The 17,705-nt window shown below is 70.0% G+C and carries 19 protein-coding genes; 13 read left to right on the forward strand and 6 right to left on the reverse strand.

Annotation, left to right across the window (positions count from 1 at the left end; translation table 11 throughout):
- Positions 1 to 42: 42 nt before the first annotated feature.
- Entirely contained in the window at positions 43 to 798 is a 756-nt protein-coding gene (locus EV193_RS17285) for an ABC transporter permease (RefSeq protein ID WP_130345164.1), read from the reverse strand.
- A gap of 4 nt (positions 799 to 802) precedes the next feature.
- Positions 803 to 1,753 carry an ABC transporter ATP-binding protein gene (locus tag EV193_RS17290; protein ID WP_130345165.1) on the reverse strand — a complete coding sequence of 317 codons (951 nt, stop codon included), beginning with the start codon at positions 1,751 to 1,753 and terminating at the stop codon, positions 803 to 805.
- A 246-nt stretch (positions 1,754 to 1,999) separates the two neighbouring features.
- Here EV193_RS17290 and EV193_RS17295 point away from each other — a divergent pair, with 246 nt between their 5' ends.
- Positions 2,000 to 2,575 carry a TetR/AcrR family transcriptional regulator gene (locus EV193_RS17295; protein WP_130345166.1) on the forward strand — a complete coding sequence of 192 codons (576 nt, stop codon included), beginning with the start codon at positions 2,000 to 2,002 and terminating at the stop codon, positions 2,573 to 2,575.
- A gap of 34 nt (positions 2,576 to 2,609) precedes the next feature.
- Here EV193_RS17295 and EV193_RS17300 read toward each other — a convergent pair whose 3' ends face one another.
- Positions 2,610 to 3,008, reverse strand: a complete 399-nt coding sequence (locus EV193_RS17300; protein ID WP_130345167.1) for a hypothetical protein — start codon at positions 3,006 to 3,008, stop codon at positions 2,610 to 2,612.
- Positions 3,009 to 3,038: 30 nt separating this feature from the next.
- Here EV193_RS17300 and EV193_RS17305 point away from each other — a divergent pair, with 30 nt between their 5' ends.
- Together EV193_RS17305 and EV193_RS17310 are read left to right on the forward strand one after the other, a co-directional pair.
- Positions 3,039 to 3,980, forward strand: coding sequence for an SDR family oxidoreductase (locus tag EV193_RS17305; RefSeq protein ID WP_130345168.1), 942 nt, complete (start codon positions 3,039 to 3,041; stop codon positions 3,978 to 3,980).
- Between the two features lie 5 nt (positions 3,981 to 3,985).
- Positions 3,986 to 4,912 (forward strand): SDR family oxidoreductase, encoded by a 927-nt coding sequence (locus tag EV193_RS17310; RefSeq protein WP_423202183.1) that lies wholly within the window; start codon positions 3,986 to 3,988, stop codon positions 4,910 to 4,912.
- Positions 4,913 to 5,033: 121 nt separating this feature from the next.
- On the opposite strand, the gene EV193_RS17315 is transcribed toward EV193_RS17310, so the two are convergent.
- The 3 genes from EV193_RS17315 to EV193_RS17325 all read right to left on the reverse strand — a co-directional run bounded on the left by EV193_RS17315 (position 5,034) and on the right by EV193_RS17325 (position 7,745).
- A complete protein-coding gene (locus tag EV193_RS17315) occupies positions 5,034 to 5,786 on the reverse strand; it encodes a hypothetical protein (RefSeq protein WP_130345170.1) in 753 nt (250 codons plus the stop codon).
- Between the two features lie 92 nt (positions 5,787 to 5,878).
- Positions 5,879 to 6,535, reverse strand: coding sequence for a response regulator (locus tag EV193_RS17320; protein WP_130345171.1), 657 nt, complete (start codon positions 6,533 to 6,535; stop codon positions 5,879 to 5,881).
- A gap of 10 nt (positions 6,536 to 6,545) precedes the next feature.
- A complete protein-coding gene (locus EV193_RS17325) occupies positions 6,546 to 7,745 on the reverse strand; it encodes a sensor histidine kinase (RefSeq protein ID WP_423202177.1) in 1,200 nt (399 codons plus the stop codon).
- Positions 7,746 to 8,036: 291 nt separating this feature from the next.
- On the opposite strand from EV193_RS17325, the gene EV193_RS17330 reads away from it, so the two are divergent.
- The 10 genes from EV193_RS17330 (at position 8,037) to EV193_RS17375 (ending at position 17,665) form a co-directional block, all read left to right on the forward strand.
- On the forward strand, positions 8,037 to 8,648 hold the full coding sequence (locus tag EV193_RS17330) for a YajG family lipoprotein (protein ID WP_130345172.1): 612 nt from the start codon (positions 8,037 to 8,039) through the stop codon (positions 8,646 to 8,648).
- Positions 8,649 to 8,687: 39 nt separating this feature from the next.
- Positions 8,688 to 9,233, forward strand: a complete 546-nt coding sequence (locus EV193_RS17335) for an RNA polymerase sigma factor (RefSeq protein ID WP_207222680.1) — start codon at positions 8,688 to 8,690, stop codon at positions 9,231 to 9,233.
- 43 nt (positions 9,234 to 9,276) lie between these two features.
- The gene (locus EV193_RS17340; protein WP_242613454.1) at positions 9,277 to 10,899 is read left to right on the forward strand and encodes a dynamin family protein; all 1,623 of its coding nucleotides are present in this window, start codon (positions 9,277 to 9,279) and stop codon (positions 10,897 to 10,899) included.
- Positions 10,900 to 10,901: 2 nt separating this feature from the next.
- Entirely contained in the window at positions 10,902 to 11,411 is a 510-nt protein-coding gene (gene grpE, locus EV193_RS17345; protein WP_242613455.1) for a nucleotide exchange factor GrpE, read from the forward strand.
- A gap of 73 nt (positions 11,412 to 11,484) precedes the next feature.
- Complete coding sequence (locus EV193_RS17350; protein WP_242613456.1) at positions 11,485 to 13,335, forward strand: dynamin family protein; 1,851 nt, start codon at positions 11,485 to 11,487, stop codon at positions 13,333 to 13,335.
- A gap of 109 nt (positions 13,336 to 13,444) precedes the next feature.
- Positions 13,445 to 14,161, forward strand: a complete 717-nt coding sequence (locus EV193_RS17355) for a hypothetical protein (RefSeq protein ID WP_130345174.1) — start codon at positions 13,445 to 13,447, stop codon at positions 14,159 to 14,161.
- Positions 14,143 to 14,907 carry a DUF7668 domain-containing protein gene (locus tag EV193_RS17360; protein WP_130345175.1) on the forward strand — a complete coding sequence of 255 codons (765 nt, stop codon included), beginning with the start codon at positions 14,143 to 14,145 and terminating at the stop codon, positions 14,905 to 14,907. The genes EV193_RS17355 and EV193_RS17360 overlap by 19 nt, the downstream gene beginning before the upstream one ends.
- Positions 14,819 to 15,175 (forward strand): Imm32 family immunity protein, encoded by a 357-nt coding sequence (locus EV193_RS17365; RefSeq protein ID WP_130345176.1) that lies wholly within the window; start codon positions 14,819 to 14,821, stop codon positions 15,173 to 15,175. Before EV193_RS17360 ends, EV193_RS17365 begins: the two co-directional genes overlap by 89 nt.
- Before the next feature lie 203 nt (positions 15,176 to 15,378).
- A complete protein-coding gene (locus EV193_RS17370; protein ID WP_130345177.1) occupies positions 15,379 to 17,235 on the forward strand; it encodes a phosphoenolpyruvate carboxykinase (GTP) in 1,857 nt (618 codons plus the stop codon).
- A 91-nt stretch (positions 17,236 to 17,326) separates the two neighbouring features.
- Positions 17,327 to 17,665: a DUF6247 family protein gene (locus EV193_RS17375; protein ID WP_130345178.1), complete on the forward strand. Its 339-nt coding sequence runs from the start codon at positions 17,327 to 17,329 to the stop codon at positions 17,663 to 17,665.
- Positions 17,666 to 17,705: the final 40 nt, after the last annotated feature.

Consider the following 17,705-nt stretch of genomic DNA (forward strand, 5'->3'; position numbering starts at 1 on the left):
CGGCGGCGCCCGACCCCCGAATGTCGTGGCGCCGCCAGCCGGTCAGGCGTCCCGCTTGTTGGCGGTCGCCACTGCGATGGTCAGGAGAACCCCGGCGAAGGCGGCGAAGTACGCCAGCGCCCACCAGGGCGACAGTGCCGCACTCGGCGGCCCGCCATCGGCGAACTGCGGCGCGACCTCCGGATCGCCGGTGAGGAACTTCTGCGCCATGTTGAACGGCAGCCAGCGGTAGATGTCCGGGCCGACGCTCGGGAGCTGCGAGATCAGCGGCTCCGCGACCTGCGAGTACACCAGCACGATCGCGATGGCGCCGGCGGAGTGCCGGACCAGCGTGCCCAGTGCCACGGCGACCACCGCGGCCAGCGCGAAGATCAGTCCGGCACCGGCGACGTTGCGCCAGTCCGCCATGCTGTTCAGTGCCAGGTTGGCCTCTGGCTTGATCACGTTGGCCAGGCCCCAGGCGAGGAACGCGCCGATCTCGGCGATCACGAACGCGACCGCCGCGACCACTCCGGTCTTGGCCAGCAGCGCGGACGTGCGGTTCGGCACGGCCTGGAACGTGGCGCGGATCGTGCCGAACCGGTACTCGGTGGTGATCGCCAGCGCGGCCAGCACCATCACCACGACGAGCCCGAAGGTCGCGCCGAACTGCGTGTTGGCCATGGTCAGCTCGTCGGCCGGAGCGTTCGCGGCGACGAGCCCGGCGAACGCCGCCATCAGCGCGATCGCGATCGCCCCGGACCACCACGGAGATCGCGTGGTGAACAGCTTGATTCGTTCTACGGCAAGCAAGGTCATTGGTTCACTTCCCCGTGGAGATGAGCTCGGCGGCCTCGGCGACCGCGGTCTGCTCGAGGTCGGTGTGGTACTCGACGGACTCGCCGGTGAGCTGCATGAACGCCTCTTCCAGCGACCCGCGCTGCGGGCTCAGCTCGTGCAGCGTGGCACCGTGCTGGGCGGCCAGCTCACCGATCTCCGCACTGTCCATCCCGGACACGACAAGGCCCTCGCCCTCGTCGGAGATGCGCACGCCGGCGTGCAGCAGCGCGTTGCGGAGCACCGGCAGCTGCGGGCTGCGCACCTTCACCGTGCTCTCGGTGGCCTGGGCCACGAACTCCTCGGTGCTGCACTGCGCGATCAGCTTGCCGCGCCCGATGACGATCAGCTCCTGCGCGGTCAGCGCCATCTCGGAGAGCAGGTGGCTGGACACGAACACGGTCCGGCCCTCGTCGGCCAGCCGGTGCATGAACTTCCGGATCCACACGATGCCCTCGGGGTCCAGACCGTTCACCGGCTCGTCGAACAGCAGCACCTGCGGGTCACCGAGCAGCGCGGCGGCGATGCCCAGGCGCTGCGACATGCCCAGTGAGAACCCGCCGGCCCGCTTGTTGGCCACCGAGGTCAGCCCGACCAGCTCGAGCACCTCGTCCACCCGGCTGTCGGGCAGCTTGTTGGATTTGGCCAGCCAGCGCAGGTGGGCCCGCGCGGACCGGTTGGGGTGCACCCACTTCGCGTCGAGCAGCGCTCCGACCGTCCGAAGTGGATCGTGCAGCTCGCGGTAGCGGCGCCCGTCGATCGTGACCGATCCGCCGGTCGGGTTGTCCAACCCGAGCACCATCCGCATTGTCGTCGATTTCCCCGCCCCGTTCGGCCCGAGGAAACCCGTCACGCGACCGGACTGGACGTTGAAGGACAGGTCATCGACCGCCAACGTCTTCCCGTAGCGCTTGGTGAGGCCTACCGCCTCGATCATTGGTCTCTCCCTGTTCGCCGTGTCCTGTGTGGACGCTTCGCCGCTGGACCAGCTGTTGCCATGAATCATGTGGCCATGCCGGTCGCTCGCGCGTCGCCCCGCAGTAGCAACTTGGTGTCCGCTCCAGGTCGTAGCCTGGCTCAACCGAAGGGTGGACGGGATCCGTGAGCACCCTGAGCCAACCCTGAACCCGCGACCCCGAGGCGGCGCGTGACAGAGTTAATGAATCGTGGTTCAATAACTCTCGTGGCACGGCCGAAGACGATCTCCGACGAGCGCATTCTCGACGCGTGCGGCGCGGTGATCACGGCGAACGGCCCGGGGTTCACCCTGGCCGAGGTGGCCGAGCGGGCCGGGGTGTCGGTGGGCACCGTGGCGCAGCGGTTCGGCTCCAAGCTCGGCCTGCTGCGGGCGCTCAGCAGGCAGGCGATCGGACAGGCGGTGGACGAGATGCGCGCGGCGGCCGAGCACGCGACCGATCCGGTGGCCGCGGTCCGGGAGGCCGCCGTGGCCGCGTACTCCGGGCTGGGCGACGCCGAGGAAGCGGCCAACAACCTCGGCGTGCTTGCCATCGACCTCGCCGACCCCGAACTGCGCGCGCTGCTCGGCGACCACTACGCGGCCCGGGAGAACGAACTGCGGGCGCTGCTGCGCGCGGCGGCCGGCGAGTTGCCGCACGCGCCGTCGCCGGCAGTGGCGGCCCGAGTGCTGCACGGGTTGGTCGGCGGCATCTCGATGGACTGGTCCGTCCGTCCACACGGGACACTCGCGGACCGGCTGCGACAGGACGTGGACGCGGTACTGGACGGCTGGCGCCGTTGAGCACTCAGGAGGGAAACGTTGTGGGACGCGATGATCAGCCGTGCGGCAGCAGGCCGGCGAGCTCGGCCTCGACCGCGCCGAGCGGCCAGTCCGACCCGGTTCGGGACACGCGTTCGCGCACGAGTGCGGCGGTCCGGTCGAACGCGCCGGTCAGGAACTCGCGGGCAGTATCGCGCGTGCGTGCCGAGCGGGGCAGCGTCAGGTCCGCGTGCAGCATCGTCCCGCCGCGCACCAGTCGCCCGATCGTGACGCCCGGTTCCCCGAACTCGTCGTCGGTGCCGGGCACCCGGATCGCCACGAGCAGGATCGGCATACCCCGTCGCCATCCGGTCCGCGTCGCCGCCGCGTGGCGACGGACCTCCGCGAGCACGTCGGTCAGGTCCGTCGCCTCCTTCGCACCGAGGCCGAAGACCGTCGTCACCGAGATCGCCACGCGGCCACAGTAGAGCAGGAGGAGCTGGAGATGTCCGAGAAACCGTTACAGGGCAAGGTAGCCGTGGTGACCGGTGCGACCAGAGGGTGTGGTCGCGGGATCGCCGTTGAGCTGGGTGCGCTCGGCGCGACGGTGTTCGTCACCGGTCGCAGCACGCGCGAGCAGGCGTCCGCGATCGGGCGCCCGGAGACCATCGAGGAGACCGCCGAGCTGGTCGATCAGGCCGGCGGGCGCGGCATTCCGGTGCGCTGCGACTTCACCGACGTGTCCGATGTGGACGGTCTGCGGAAGCGGATCGAGTCCGAAGTGGACGGTCGGCTGGACATTCTGGTGGACGACGTCTGGGGCGGCGATCGGTTCGTCGACTGGACCAGCCCCGACCCGACCTGGTGGACCACACTGGACGACGCGCTGGCCATGGTGCACAACGGAATCGACTCGCACCTGATCGCGCTGCACCGGCTGCTGCCGCTGCTCACCGCGCGGCCCGGCGGGCTCGTCATCGAGGTCACCGACGGCGACAACGACGACTATGTGGGCACCGGGATCCCCTACTTCGTGGTGAAGTCCACGATCCGCGCGCTGGGCCGCGCACTCGGCGTCGAGCTGGCCAAGCACGGCTGCGTCGGGCTCACGGTGACGCCGGGGTTCCTGCGGTCCGAGGCGATGCTGGAGCACTTCAACGTCACCGAGGAGACCTGGCGGGACGCGCCGAAGGTCGCGCCGAGCGAGCACGCGCAGGACTACGTGCTGTCCGAGACGCCGCGCTACGTCGGACGCGGGATCGCCGCGCTGGCAACGGATCCCGACGTCAAGCGGTTCGCCGGCAGGACGCTCGCGTCCTGGACGCTGATGCGCGAGTACGGCTTCACCGACGTGGACGGCTCGCAACCGGACTGGGGCCGGTGGTTCGCCGAAGTCGTCGAACCGGGTGTGGACAGGTCGAGCGTGGACTACGAGGAGTACCGATGAAACCGTTGCGGGACAAGGTGGCGGTGGTGACCGGCGCGACGCGCGGGTGCGGCCGGGCGATCGCCGTCGAACTGGGCCGGCTGGGCGCGACCGTGTTCGTCACCGGTCGCACCACTCGCGAGCAGGCGTCGCCGATGAAGCGTCCGGAGACGATCGAGGAGACCGCGGAGCTGGTGGACGCGGCCGGCGGGCGCGGCATTCCGGTGCGCTGCGACTACACCAGCGTGGCTGATGTGGACGCCCTGCGGGAGCGGGTCGAGTCCGAGGGCCGGCTCGACATCCTGGTCGACGACGTCTGGGGCGGCGACCAGTATCTCGACTGGGACAACCCGTACTGGGAGTCGAGCCTGGACGACGCGCTCACCATGGTGCACAACGGGATCGACACGCACCTGATCGCGCTGCACCGGCTGCTGCCGCTGCTCACCGCGCGGCCCGGCGGGCTGGTACTCGAGGTCACCGACGGCGACACCGTCAACGACGAGACCTACCCCGGGCCGTCGATCCCGTACTACCTGGTCAAAGCGGCGATGCGCACGTTGGGCCGGGCGCTCGGAGTCGAGCTGGCCAAGCACGGTTGCGTCGGGCTGACGGTGACGCCGGGCTTCCTGCGGTCCGAGGCGATGCTGGAGTACTTCAAGGTCACCGAGGAGACCTGGCGCGACGCGATCACCTCGGGCGTGGGCGGCGACCACGGCCCGCACTTCGCGATCTCGGAGACGCCGTACTACCTGGCGCGCGGGGTCGCGGCGCTGGCCCTCGATCCGGACGCGAAGCGGTTCGCCGGCAAGACGATGGCATCGTGGACGCTCAAGCGCGAGTACGGCTTCACCGACCTGGACGGCACTCAGCCGGACTGGGGCCACTGGCACGACGAGGTGGTCAAGCCGGGCGCCGATCCGTCCACAGTGGACACTTCGAAGTACCGGTGACTCCCTCGCGACAAACCCGCGGCGACGGCCAGGCAAGCCCAGCCGTCGCCGCGGTCGAGGGGTCTCCACCTCGTCTTTGTGGCCCCGCGACACCCAAGCACCGGGTGGGCGGGACCGGTCCCTAGGCGTCGCGCCGGCGGGTCGTGATCAGGGCGGCCGCCAGCAGCGCCGCGGCGAAAACGGCGAAGTAGAGCAGCGCCCACCACGGCGACAGCGCGGCTTCCGGCGCCGGTGGACCGTCCCGCTGGACGCCCGGGTTCTCCGGCGCGCCGGACAGGAACATGTTGGCCATGGTGAACGGCATCCACTGGATGATGTCCGCCCCGATGCCCGGCAGCTGCCCCACCACGGGTTCGACGATCTGCGAGTAGACCAACAGAAGTGTCACCGCGCCCGCGGTGTGCCGCACGAGTAGACCCACCGCGACCGCGAGCACCGCCGCCACCGGGAACACCAGCGCGGCACCCGCGACCCCGCGCCAGTCGGCCGCACTGTTCAGCGCGAGATCGGCCTCCGGGCGGATCAGCGTGGCCAGACCCCAGGCGGCGAACGATCCCGCCGCGGCGACCACCGCGGCGAGCATCGCCACCACGGCGGTCTTCGCCAGCAGCGCCGAGCTGCGGTTGGGCACCGCCTGGAACGTGGCGCGGATGGTGCCGTACCGGTACTCGGTGGTCACCGACAGCGCGGCCATCACCATCACCACGACGAGCCCGAAACTGCGGCCGACCTGGGTGAGCCCGATGTTCACGGTGTCCGCGCTGGTGGCCACGATCGCCGCCACGCCGGCCACCAGCGCGACGCCCAGCACCGAGCACCACCACGGCGAGCGGGTGCTGAAGAGCTTGATCCGCTCCACGGCCAGCAACGTCATGCGGCCATCGTCCGGTGCGCACCGGCGTGCGCGCGTCCGTCGAGAAGCGTCAATCCGCAGTCGATTTCGAACGTAGTCGGACGCGTTCGGGGTCAGATGTCGCCGGGGCGGACGAGGCCGGTCTCGTAGGCCAGCACCACGGCCTGCACCCGATCGCGCAGCTCCAGCTTGGACAGGATCCGCCCGACGTGCGTCTTCACCGTCGCCTCGGACAGGAACAGTTTGCCGGCGATCTCGGTGTTGGACAGCCCGTGCGCGATCAGCACCAGCACCTCGCGCTCCCGCTCGGTCAGCACGTCGAGCACCGACGCGTCGCGCAGCGTCCCGCCACTGGAACCGAGGAACCGGTCCAGCAGGCGCTTGGTGACACTCGGTGAAACGACCGCGTCGCCGCTGGCCACCGCCCGCAGCGCGGACACCAGGTGATCGGGCGGCGTGTCCTTGAGCAGGAAACCGCTGGCGCCGTTGCGCAACGCGGACAACGCGTACTCGTCCAGGTCGAACGTGGTCATCACGAGCACCCGCGCGGTGCCCGCCTCGGTGATCAGTTTGGTCGCCTCGACCCCGTCCAGCACCGGCATCCGCACGTCCATCAGCACGATGTCCGGCCGCAGCCGCTCGGCCAGCGCCACCGCGGCCCGCCCGTCGCCCGCCTCGCCGACGATCTCCATGTCGTCCTGCGCGCCCAACACCATCCGGAACCCGACACGCATCAGTTCCTGGTCGTCGACGAGCACGAGACGGATCATGTGCGTGAACCTACGCGTCCTGGACCGGCAGCACAGCGGTCACCCGCCAGCCGCCCTGCGCCCTCGGCCCGGCGGACAGCGTGCCGCCGAACACGTTGGCCCGCTCGCGCATGCCGATCAGCCCGTTGCCGCCGGGTACCGCGGCCGGCGTGTGCTCGGCGATCCGGCCGGTGCCGTTGTCGGTGATCTCCAGCAGCACCCGCTCGTCGTCGCGGGTCACCTTCACGGTCGCGGACGCGCCCGGGCCGGCGTGCTTGAGCGTGTTGGTCAGCGACTCCTGCACGATCCGGTACACGCCGAGGCTCACGCCGGCCGGCAGGTCGTCCAGCTTGCCGGCCGCCTCCAGCCGCACCGGCAACCCGATCTTGCGCACCTTCTCGGCCAGCTCGGACAACGACTCGGTGCCCGGCTGCGGGGCGCGCTCCTCGCCGCCATCGCCGTCGTCGTTGCGCAGCACGCCGAGCAGCCGCCGCAACTCGGTCAGCGCCTCCCGCCCGGTCGACGCGATCGTCTTCACCGCTCGCTCGGCCACGTCCGGGTTCTTGCGCACGGCGTACGCGGCGCCGTCGGCCTGCACGATGATCACGCTGACCGCGTGCGCGACAACGTCGTGCAGCTCGCGCGCGATCCGGGTGCGCTCCTCCGCGACGGCGATCTTGGCCTGCTGGTCGCGCTCGGTCTCCAGCAGCTTCACCCGCTGCTCGACCTCGTTCTGGTACGCGCGCCGGGCGCCGATGAACTCCCCGAGCGCCCAGCAGAACGCGAAGATCACGACCACGACCACGACGCCGAAGAACCACTCCTTCTCCTCCAGCCGCCAGGCCGCCCACACCCCCGTACCCAGTGCCAGCCAGCCGGCGTAGAGCAGGCCCGCGCGCCGGCCGACGTAGGCGACCAGCGTGTACAGCGAGATGCCGAGCGCGATGTCGGCCAGCCGCATCCGCGCGTCGGTGACGGTCGGGCCGGCGTCGCCGTGCGTGAGCAGCTGCGCGACGCCGGCGATCAGCACCAGGTAGGCGGACAGCACGGGGTACCGCCGCCTGATCACCAGCGGCAGGATCAGCCCGCCGCCGATGACGATGAAGATCCACGTCGTGGTGCCACCCATCGGTGAGGTGAGCGCGAGCATGTCGAACGCGCCGAGGAACAACGCGATCGTCGTGTCCCCGACGACGGGATGCCGGCGCATCCACAGGCTCAGCTTGCGCACCGAATCAGCGTATGTGGCGCGCACCGCGGGCGCGTCCCACCGCGGTCGCAACCTCACTGCGACCTGAGAACGACGTACGCCGTCCGACGGAGGCGAAAGTACGGCGGCTCGGCGACGGCCCGGGCGCTCCGGCCAACCAGGCGCCGGCTGGAGCGTCTACCGGAATGGGAGGGCGTTGTCGCTCTCGGCGGAGCGCACGGCGCCGGTGAATGTGGCGACCGCGCACCAGTACGGCTTCTGGCGCACACTCGCGTCGTAGGATTTCGGCAGCCACAGTGGGGAGGACCAGCGGTGAAACCGGCTCGAATCGTGCCAGTCGCGCTGGTCCTCTTCCTGGCTTCGTGTGCCGCCCAGCCGCAGGCGATCGACGGCCCGGCCGTCCCGATCGCCGCGGCGAGTGGTGGGCCCACCTCGCCGGCTCCGGTCTCCCCGCTGCTGCCGAAGAGCTACTCCACGATGACGATGCAGCTCTCCGACGGCGCGTCGATCACGTTCAAGGTGCCTGCGGACTGGAAGACCGGAGAGGAGTCGGGCGCCAGGTACTGGCGGCAGCCGACCGGGCAGCCACACCTGCGGCTGAACCGGGTGCCGAACGGAGGCAAAGGCGACCCGATGACGCTGATGCGCTCCGAGGAGAGCAGCACCAAGCCGGTCGTCGACGACTACCAGCTGACGAAGATGCAGCTCGTCGCCATCCCGCCCGGCACGGAGAACATCGAAACGGCCCGCTGGGACTACAAGTACTGGGACAAGCATGACAAACAGATTCGGCGCGCCGTCCGGCTCGGGTTCATCGCGGCGGGCGACTGGGTGACGATCCACTTCTCGGCGTTCGACAAGGATTTCGTGGACACCGTGCAGGTTTTCGCCAAAGCCACCGAGATCGTCGCCTCTGGAATCTGACCCTATGATCGGCCGGGGCCAATGGACGGGGGAGCTTCTGTGGACACTGATCTGGACGAACTCGCGCGCCGTGCGGCGGGCGGCGATGAGGCGGCGCTGAACGAGGTGCTGCGCCGTATCGAGCCGGACGTGCTGCGCAAGTGCGCCCGATTCCTGCCGCACCGCCAGGACGCCGAGGAGGCGTGCCAGGACGCGTTGCTGCAGGTCGCGCGCAATATCCACAAGTTCGAGGGGCGCTCCAAGTTCACCACCTGGCTGCACGTCGTCGTGGCCAACTGCGCCCGTCAGACGTACCGGTCACTCAAGCGCCGCGCCGCCGAGCAGGCCTCCGCCGAGCTGCCCAGCATGGCCGACCCGCGCACCACCAGCGTGATCGCCGGCTCGCGGATCGACCTGCTGGACGCGCTGGAGAAGCTGGAGCAGACCAAGCCGGACCTGGTCGCGCCGATCGTGCTGCGGGACGTGTCGCAGATGGGGTACAACGAGATATCCGAGCACCTCGGCGTCCCGCTGGGCACCATCAAGTCCCGCATCCACGACGCGCGCAAGTTCGTCCAGCAGCATCTGGTCGAGCGCCTCGCGTGAAGGCCATCCACCCCGGCGCCGTGACATGGCACGATCAGTACCGATGACCATGGCGACTTCCGGGTCGGCTCCTGGGGCGACCGAGCAGCAGCACTTCGCGGGCCCGCTGTCCGCGGCTGTGGCCAACCTGTGCCAGCGCCTCCAGCCACAGGTGTCCTCGCGCACCGCCGCCGGGTTCGGCGAGGTGCTCCGCCGGCTGTCCGCGCCACTGCAGGTCGCCGTCGCCGGGCGGATCAAGTCCGGCAAGTCCACCCTGGTCAACGCGCTGATCGGGCGCCGGGTCGCGCCGACCGACATCGGCGAGTGCACCCGGCTGGTCACCCGCTTCCAGTACGGCACGGTGGACCGGGTCGAGGTGGTGTTCACCGACGGCAGCAAGCAGGTGCTGCCGTTCGACCCAGGCGGCATGATCCCGGCCGAGCTGAGCGTGGCCTTCGACAAGGTGTCGCACCTGGAGGCGTATCTCACCAACGCCGTGCTGCGCGACCTCACGGTGATCGACACCCCCGGGCTCGGCTCGCTGGACGCCGCCTCGGTGTCGCGCACCGAGCACGTGCTGGCCGGCGCGAAACACCGCAAGCCGGGCGACGAGGACAGCGAAGAGTCCACTGTGGACGATGAGGCGAGCGACAAGCTGGACAGCACCTCGCGCAACGCCGTCGCCGGTGCCGAAGCCGTGCTTTACGTTGTGACACAAGGGGTTCGGGCCGACGACCAGCAGGCGCTGGCCGCGTTCACCGCCGCCACGGCGAGCCGGGAAGCCGGCCCGGTGAACGCGATCGCCGTACTCAACAAGGCCGACACGATCGCGCCGGAGTCCGTCGAGGGCGCCGGCGGCGACGTGTGGAAGGCCGCCACCATGCTCGCCGAGAAGCAGGCGCAGACGCTCAAGCCGCGCGTCGCCGACGTGATCCCGGTGATCGGGCTGCTCGCCGAGTCGGCCGAGTCCGGCGGGTTCACCACCGCCGACGCCGACGCGCTGCGGGCGCTCGCCGAGCTGGACGACGCGATCCTGGACACGATGCTGGTCTCCGCGGACATCTTCACCACGTGGGACTGCGACGTCGCGGCCGGCACCCGGGTGCGGCTGCTGGAGAAGCTGGACCTGTACGGCATCCGGCACGCGGTCGACGCGCTGCGCGAGGAGACCGAGCTGACCGCGGGCGCGCTGCGCCGCAAGCTGCTGGACGCGTCCGGGCTGGCCGGCGTGCGCACCCGGCTGGACGCGGTGTTCCGCGCACGTGCGGACGGGATCAAGGCGGCCGCGGCACTCGCCTCGGTCACCGCGCTGGCGCACGCGTCCGGCGACGCGGCCGAGCGGCAGCGGGTGCACGACGCGATCGAGGTACTGCTGGCGAGGCCAGAGGCGCACGCGCTGCGGCTGTTGGAGGCGCTCACCCTGGTGGCCTCCGGCGCGGTGTCGATGCCGGAGGACCTCACCGAGGAGGTGCTGCGGGTCGGCAGCAGCGGCGACATCGGCGAGCAACTCGGTCTCAAGGGCCGCCCGCACAAGGAGCTGGCCGCCTACGCACTGGAGCGCGCCGGCTGGTGGCGCTCGTTCGCGTCGTTCGGCGCGACTCCGGCGCAGAGCCGGGTGGCGCACGTGGTGCACCGCGCCTACTTCCTCGTGTGGCAGGAACTTCGCGAGCAGGGCGGGGTGAGCTGACCGTGAGCGCCTGGTTCAAGAAGAAGCACGAGCACGAGCCCCAGCCGCACCCGCAGGTGGACATCGCCGGGTCCACCGTCGAGGTGAGCGCGGACGTGATCGCCGCCGCCGAAGCGGGCGGAACCACAGAGGGAACCGCTGGGGAGCCGAAAGAGTCCGAAGCGGACATGAGGCTCCTGCACGCGGATGGCGCACCGGACGGCACGATCGACCGGGCGGTCGCCGACAGACAGCACCTGGTGCAGCTGTGCATGTACGCGCTGGACCGGGCGCGCAGTTCCGGTGTCGCCGAGCGGATCGAGCAGGGGCTGGCCGACGTCGGCATCCGCGCCGTGCGCCCCGAGGGCGACCGGTTCGATCCCGCCGTGCACGAGGCCGGTGGCACCATCGACACCGACGACCGCACGCTCGACGGGCTCGTCGCGGAGACCGAGGTGGTTGGGTTCACCGATCACGGCCGCCTGCTGCGCGCGCCGATCGTCACCGTGTACACCCTCAAGGGAGGCACGTGAGCGAGCTTGCGAGCTCACCATTGAACACAGCACTCCCTGGCACGAAGACGACGAGCGCTAGCGAGGAGGATTCGTGACAGACGCCGCGCCCATTCAGACCGTCTCCTTGCCCACCGCGGTGGCGCAGGCTAGGGACAAGCTGCTCACACTCGTCCGCGAGGCGGATTCCGAGTCGGCCAAGTGGGTCGAGGAGATCAGGGCGCGGCGCAAGGCGAAACCCACGATCGTGGTGGTCGGCGAGACCAATCGCGGCAAGAGTTCCCTGGTCAACGCGGTGCTGGCGAAGCCGGGGCTGTCCCCCGTCGACGCCGATGTGGCCACCGCGACCTACCTGGTGTTCGGGCACGCCGCCGAATGGGAGGCGCGCGCCTGCTACCCCGGCCAGCTCGCACCCGTCCCGGTCGACCTGGCCAAGCTGGTCAACTGGGTGTCCGCGGCGCACCCGCTGCCGGACGGCGAGATCCCGCCGCGCTACGTCGAGGTGGACGGGCCGGTCCCGCTGCTGGAACGGCTGACCGTGGTGGACACGCCGGGCGTCGGCGGGCTGGACTCGATCCACGGCGAGCTGGCACTCGAAGCGGCCGAGCAGGCCACCGCGCTGCTGTTCGTGGTGGACGCGTCCGCGCCGTTCACGGTCGGTGAGCTGAACTTCCTGCAGCAGGTCGGCGACCGCGTGGAGACGGTGATCTTCGCGTTGTCCAAGGTGGACCAGTTCCGCGGCTGGCGGCAGGTGTTGCAGGCCAACCTCGACCTGCTCGCCGAGCACGCGCCCCGGTTCGCCGGCGCCAAGTTCTACCCGGTGTCCGCGCGCATGTTCGAGATGGCCGACAAGGCGCCGAACCAGCAGGCGGCGACCATGCTGCGGGAGCGCTCCGGCGTGATCGAGCTGCAGACCGAGACGCAGGAGCTGTTGCTCGGCCGGGCGAAGATGCTGGCCGAGGCGAACACGCTGCGCGCGCTGTCCACGACGCTGGCCGAGCTGCGGGTGAAGCTGGAGGCCGAGCAGCGGGCGCTGACCACCGGCGAGTCGGAGGCCGAGTCGCTGCGCGGCCGGCGCGACGAGCTGACCGTCCAGCGCCGATCGTCCACCCGAGGCTGGCAGCTCCGGTTGCGCGGCGAGATCCAGCGCACCCGGGTGGAGGCCAGCCACGAGGTCGCGCGGCAGATGCGCGACGTGCAGGCGTGGTTCCGCCAGGCGATGGACGGGGCCAAGAAGGACCAGCTCACCGATCTGCCGGCCGAGGTGGACGCGGCGCTGCAGCTCGCGTCCGGCCGGGTCAGCGCGCAACTTGGTGAGCGGCTGACCAAGCTGACCGAGAACGCGCTCGGCGAGCTGTTCTCGGCCGACGAGCTGTCGGTGATCCGCGCGCAGTTCGCCAGGGCGGACCGGCCGCCGATCATGATCCGCCCGCCGGAGAAGCGCCCGCCGACCGCCGAGGACAAGCTGTTCGTGTTCATGGGCGTGACCGGTGGTGTGGGCATCGGGCGCGCGGCCATGTCGATGATCCCGCTCGGCCTGTCCGCGCTGAACCCGATCACGCTGATCCCCGGCGTCGTCGTCGGGCTCGGCGCCGGCTGGTGGATGTCGCGCACCCGCAAGCACTCGGCGGACAAGCAGCACATGAAGCAGTGGCTGACCGAGGCGATCGCGGACGCCCGTTCGACGCTCGACCAGCTGGTGTCCGAGCAGCTCATCGAGGCCGAGCAGCAGCTCTCGCTGGCGCTGGACGACGCGCTCGGCAAGCGGATCGACGCGATCGAGGACGAGCTGCGCGAGGTGGACAAGGCGCTGCGGCTGGGCGCGGTCGAGCGGTCCAAGCGGCTACAGGTGGTGAACCAGCGACTCTCCGAGGTGACCTCGGGCCGCGAACGGGCCGAGAACCTACTGGAAACGATCCGTACGGTGCGTGATTCCGCCAGGTAAACCACTCAATTGGTGGGTGCGCCCATTGGTTTGGGAACCGGAGCGGCCTACCGTTAGTCATAGGTACAACGAACAGCGGCACCCGCGAGGAACGAGAAGGGGGAGGGACGTGTACGTCGACGACAACGGCGACACCGGTGGCACCGGGACCGAAGGTCAGGGCACCGACCAGCACATGGCGGTCGAGATCAACGGTCAGGAGCACGACCTCGAGCTGAACTACGACCTCGACCACGACGGCAACAGGGACGCGGCGGTCGTGCAGACCGATCGCGGCTACATGGCGTTCGTGGACTCCAACCACGACGGTGCCGCCGACAAGATGGTCCAGCTCGACGAGCAGGGCAAGGTCCTCGGCGAGGCCCGGTACGACGCCGCCACCAAGGAGTGGGTGGCCGTCGACCCCGGCCAGAACGCGGGCCAGGCCGGTGGCGCCGGCGCGCAGGGGCACATCACCGTGGAGACCGGCACCGGGGGCAAGGACGCCGGGGCCGCCACGCACGACGTGACCGGCGACGGCAAGAACGACACCGTGATCGTGCGGGACGAGGCCGGCAACGCGATCGCCTACACCGACCTGAACGGTGACGGCAAGGCCGACCAGGCGCTGGTGACCAAGGCCGACGGCGAGGTCGTGCTGCAGAAGCACACCGGCGGCGGCGTGTGGACCGAGGTCGACAAGGACACCGTGCCCGGCGGCGAGACCACGGGTTACCAACAGGGCGAGAACGGTGTCGTGGACACCGAGGGCTGGGCCGACTCCACCCCGACCGAGGGCGTGGCCAGGATCGACACCGCGACCGGTCAGTGGATCAGCCAGAACTGATCAGACTGGACAACGACGAAGCCGTCGAGGATTTCCTCGGCGGCTTCGGCCGTTTCCACGACGCGGTGCTGCGCCGGGTCATGCTGATCATGCGGGAGCCGGACGAGCGCCGGGCCGTCGTCGAGCTGCTGGCCCAGCGCCCGCCGAACTCCGACGGTCCGTGGTTCCACGTGGAGCTGCGGTTCGACGGCCTGTCCGGGTACCGGTTCGAGGAGACCGACCGGGTGAGCCACCGAGTGCTGTCCGACGGCGTGGACGTGCGGCTCTCCAACGGTGCGGTGCATGTGGACCTCGGGTACCAGTACGTGACGGGTGCTTCCTGCGAGGCGCACTACACGCGGATTCCCGAGCCGGACGAGCTGCCGCACGGCGCCGTCCAGGCGATCAGGAGCACGGTCGCCGCGCTGGTCGCCGGACGGGCGCCCGCCGACGTGAAGCGGGTGATCGACGAGTACCCGGCCACGCTGGTGTACCCCGAGGACGATCCGTACGCCGCGCTGGAGCCGATCGCCGGCGAGCGGGACGGCGTCCGGGTGTTCCACCTGGATTGTCCACTGTGGACCAAGGAGGAGGGCCGGTCGGACCTCGAGGTGCGGCTCACCCTCGTGGAGGTCGGCACCGGCTGTTCCACGTCGAGATCGACGACATCCTGGTCCCGTGATCGTCGAGCGGACGCCCGCGAACCCCGAGATCAGCCTGTCCGGCACGGCCGACGAACTGCGGGCGCTGGCCGCGGTGATCCGTGAAGGCGGCGAGATCGAGCCGGTCCGGGTGACCAGAGGCGCCGGCGACGTGCTGATCGAATCGGCCGGTGACTCGCTGCTGATCACCGGCTCGCCGGACAAGCTCGACGTGCTCGCCGACACGGTCGAGGGGCAGGCCGAGCACCCGCTGACGCCCGACGGACGGCCGGCGCACACGCATGTCGACTACTTCCCGGGCCACTTCTACCTTCATCCGGACTCCGTTCCCGTGGTGATCACCACTCGGATGGCGGAGCCGAAGGGTCTCTGAATCGATCCCCTTATCGTTCCTGTGAGAGAACCGACAGGACAGGAGTCGGTTACCCGCCGGTTACCCAGCTAGCCTCTAAGGCATCCCTTCAACGGCGACCCGCCCACCCGGGCGGGCGCTAGCCATTTGGTCAGGACGCCGTGGTCCGCCCCGGGCGGCGTTCCGACGCGGGCTCGGCATTTCAAGTCAGGAGACGAGGCGACATGACGACACTGTCGGATGCTCAGTCCGCCAGGACGGAAACCCCTGGCCTGGACCAGGCGCCCACCACGCACAGCCAGTTGCTGCGGTGGGTGCGCGAGGTCGCGGAGCTGACCACGCCCGACGAGGTGGTCTGGGTCGACGGCTCGGACGAGGAGTGGAACCGGCTCACCGAGAAGTTGGTCGACGCCGGCACCTTCACCCGTCTCGAGCAGAAGCCGAACTCCTTCTACGCCGCGTCGGACCCCACCGACGTCGCACGCGTCGAGGAGCGGACCTACATCTGCTCGCGCGACGAGGCCGACGCCGGGCCGACCAACAACTGGATGCACCCCGGTGAGATGAAGGCGATCATGACCGAGCTCTACCGGGGCTCGATGCGCGGTCGCACGATGTACGTGATCCCGTTCTGCATGGGCCCGCTGTCGGCGGACAAGCCGATGCTCGGCGTGGAGATCACCGACTCCGAGTACGTCGTGGTCTCCATGAAGATCATGACTCGGATGGGCACCAAGGCACTGGAGCGCTTCGTCGCCGAGGACGGCACCGAGCGCGACTTCGTCCCGGCGCTGCACTCGATCGGCGCGCCGCTGGAGCCCGGCCAGGCCGACGTGCCGTGGCCGTGCAACGACACGAAGTACATCACCCACTTCCCCGAGGAGCGGCTGATCTGGAGCTACGGCTCCGGCTACGGCGGCAACGCGCTGCTCGGCAAGAAGTGCTACTCGCTGCGGATCGCCTCGGTGATCGGCCGCGACGAGGGCTGGCTCGCCGAGCACATGCTGATCCTCAAGCTGATCAGCCCGGAGAACAAGACCTACTACGTGGCCGCCGCGTTCCCGAGCGCCTGCGGCAAGACCAACCTCGCGATGCTGCAGCCGACCATCCCGGGCTGGAAGGTCGAGACGCTCGGCGACGACATCGCGTGGATGCGCTTCGGCGACGACGGCCGGCTGTACGCGGTCAACCCCGAGTTCGGCTTCTTCGGCGTCGCGCCGGGCACCGACTGGCACACCAACCCGAACGCGATGCGCACCATCGCGAAGGGCAACTCGCTGTTCACCAACGTCGCACTGACCGACGACGGTGACATCTGGTGGGAGGGCATGGGCGAGCCGCCCGCGCACCTCACCTCGTGGAAGAAGCAGGACTGGACGCCGGCCGACGGCGAGGCGGGCACGAAGTCCTCGCACCCGAACTCGCGGTACTGCACGCCGATGTCGCAGTGCCCGATCCTGGCGCCGGAGTGGGACGACCCGCAGGGCGTGCCGATCTCGGCGATCTTCTTCGGCGGCCGCCGGGCCACCACGATCCCGCTGGTGACCGAGTCCCGCGACTGGCAGCACGGCACGTTCATGGGTGCCACGCTGTCGTCGGAGACCACCGCGGCGGCGGTCGGCGAGGTCGGCAAGGTGCGGCGTGACCCGATGGCGATGCTGCCGTTCATCGGCTACAACGCCGGCGACTACTTCGCGCACTGGATCGCCACCGGCAAGAAGGCGGACGCCGCCAAGCTGCCGAAGATCTTCTACGTGAACTGGTTCCGTCGCGCGGAGGACAAGCACTTCCTGTGGCCCGGATTCGGCGAGAACTCGCGCGTGCTGAAGTGGGCCATCGAGCGCCTCGAGGGCAAGTCCGCCGCGACCGAGACGCCGATCGGCTGGGTGCCCACGATCGATGATCTGGACACCGAGGGCCTCGACGCGTCCCGTGAGGACCTGGAGGCGTCGCTCAACGTCGACCTGGACGAGTGGCGCGCCGAGATCCCGCTGATCGAGGAGTGGTTCGACAAGATCGGCGACTCGCTGCCCAGCTCGCTGCGCGACGAGCTGGAGGCGCTCAAGCAGCGCCTCGGCTGAGCAAGGACCACGGCGGCGGCTACCCGGATCATCCGAGTGGCCGCCGCCGTTTCACGTCGATTTCCCTCTGTCGTCCCGATACCATCGATCCATGGCCTTTCCCGCCGCTGTCCACCACGGGGCCGCACCCACGCCGCCGGACGCCGATCCGCTGGCGATTCGCGCGTGCTTGACCCCCGACGTGGTCGCCGAGTTCGACCGCGAGTGGGAGATCGTGCTGGAACGTGCCAAGCAGGACAAGGACCTGCGCCCCGTGCACGAGCTGCTGGGCAAGTGGCGACATCTCGCCTATGCGGAGCTGGTCGAGCCGGGAAGTTACTTCCGCACGCTGGCCGTCGCCGCGCACATCCAGGCGACCGGCCAGCCGCGTACGGGGAGTGTGTCCGGTGACGACGTCAGGGCGATGATCGATCGGCGACTGGGCAGGTAGTTGTATCGGATCGTCGTCGACCCGCAGGCGACCGAGCAGA

It is taken from the genome of Herbihabitans rhizosphaerae (genome assembly GCF_004216555.1).
GTDB lineage: Bacteria > Actinomycetota > Actinomycetes > Mycobacteriales > Pseudonocardiaceae > Herbihabitans > Herbihabitans rhizosphaerae.

Bases quoted from the DNA above. Each gene is read 5' to 3' on its own strand.
- EV193_RS17375 (WP_130345178.1), top strand. From the start codon at position 17,327: ATGGCCTTTCCCGCCGCTGTCCACCACGGGGCCGCACCCACGCCGCCG.
- EV193_RS17285 (WP_130345164.1), bottom strand. From the start codon at position 798: ATGACCTTGCTTGCCGTAGAACGAATCAAGCTGTTCACCACGCGATCT.
- EV193_RS17290 (WP_130345165.1), bottom strand. From the start codon at position 1,753: ATGATCGAGGCGGTAGGCCTCACCAAGCGCTACGGGAAGACGTTGGCG.
- EV193_RS17370 (WP_130345177.1), top strand. From the start codon at position 15,379: ATGACGACACTGTCGGATGCTCAGTCCGCCAGGACGGAAACCCCTGGC.
- EV193_RS17340 (WP_242613454.1), top strand. From the start codon at position 9,277: ATGACCATGGCGACTTCCGGGTCGGCTCCTGGGGCGACCGAGCAGCAG.
- EV193_RS17315 (WP_130345170.1), bottom strand. From the start codon at position 5,786: ATGACGTTGCTGGCCGTGGAGCGGATCAAGCTCTTCAGCACCCGCTCG.
- EV193_RS17305 (WP_130345168.1), top strand. From the start codon at position 3,039: ATGTCCGAGAAACCGTTACAGGGCAAGGTAGCCGTGGTGACCGGTGCG.
- EV193_RS17320 (WP_130345171.1), bottom strand. From the start codon at position 6,535: ATGATCCGTCTCGTGCTCGTCGACGACCAGGAACTGATGCGTGTCGGG.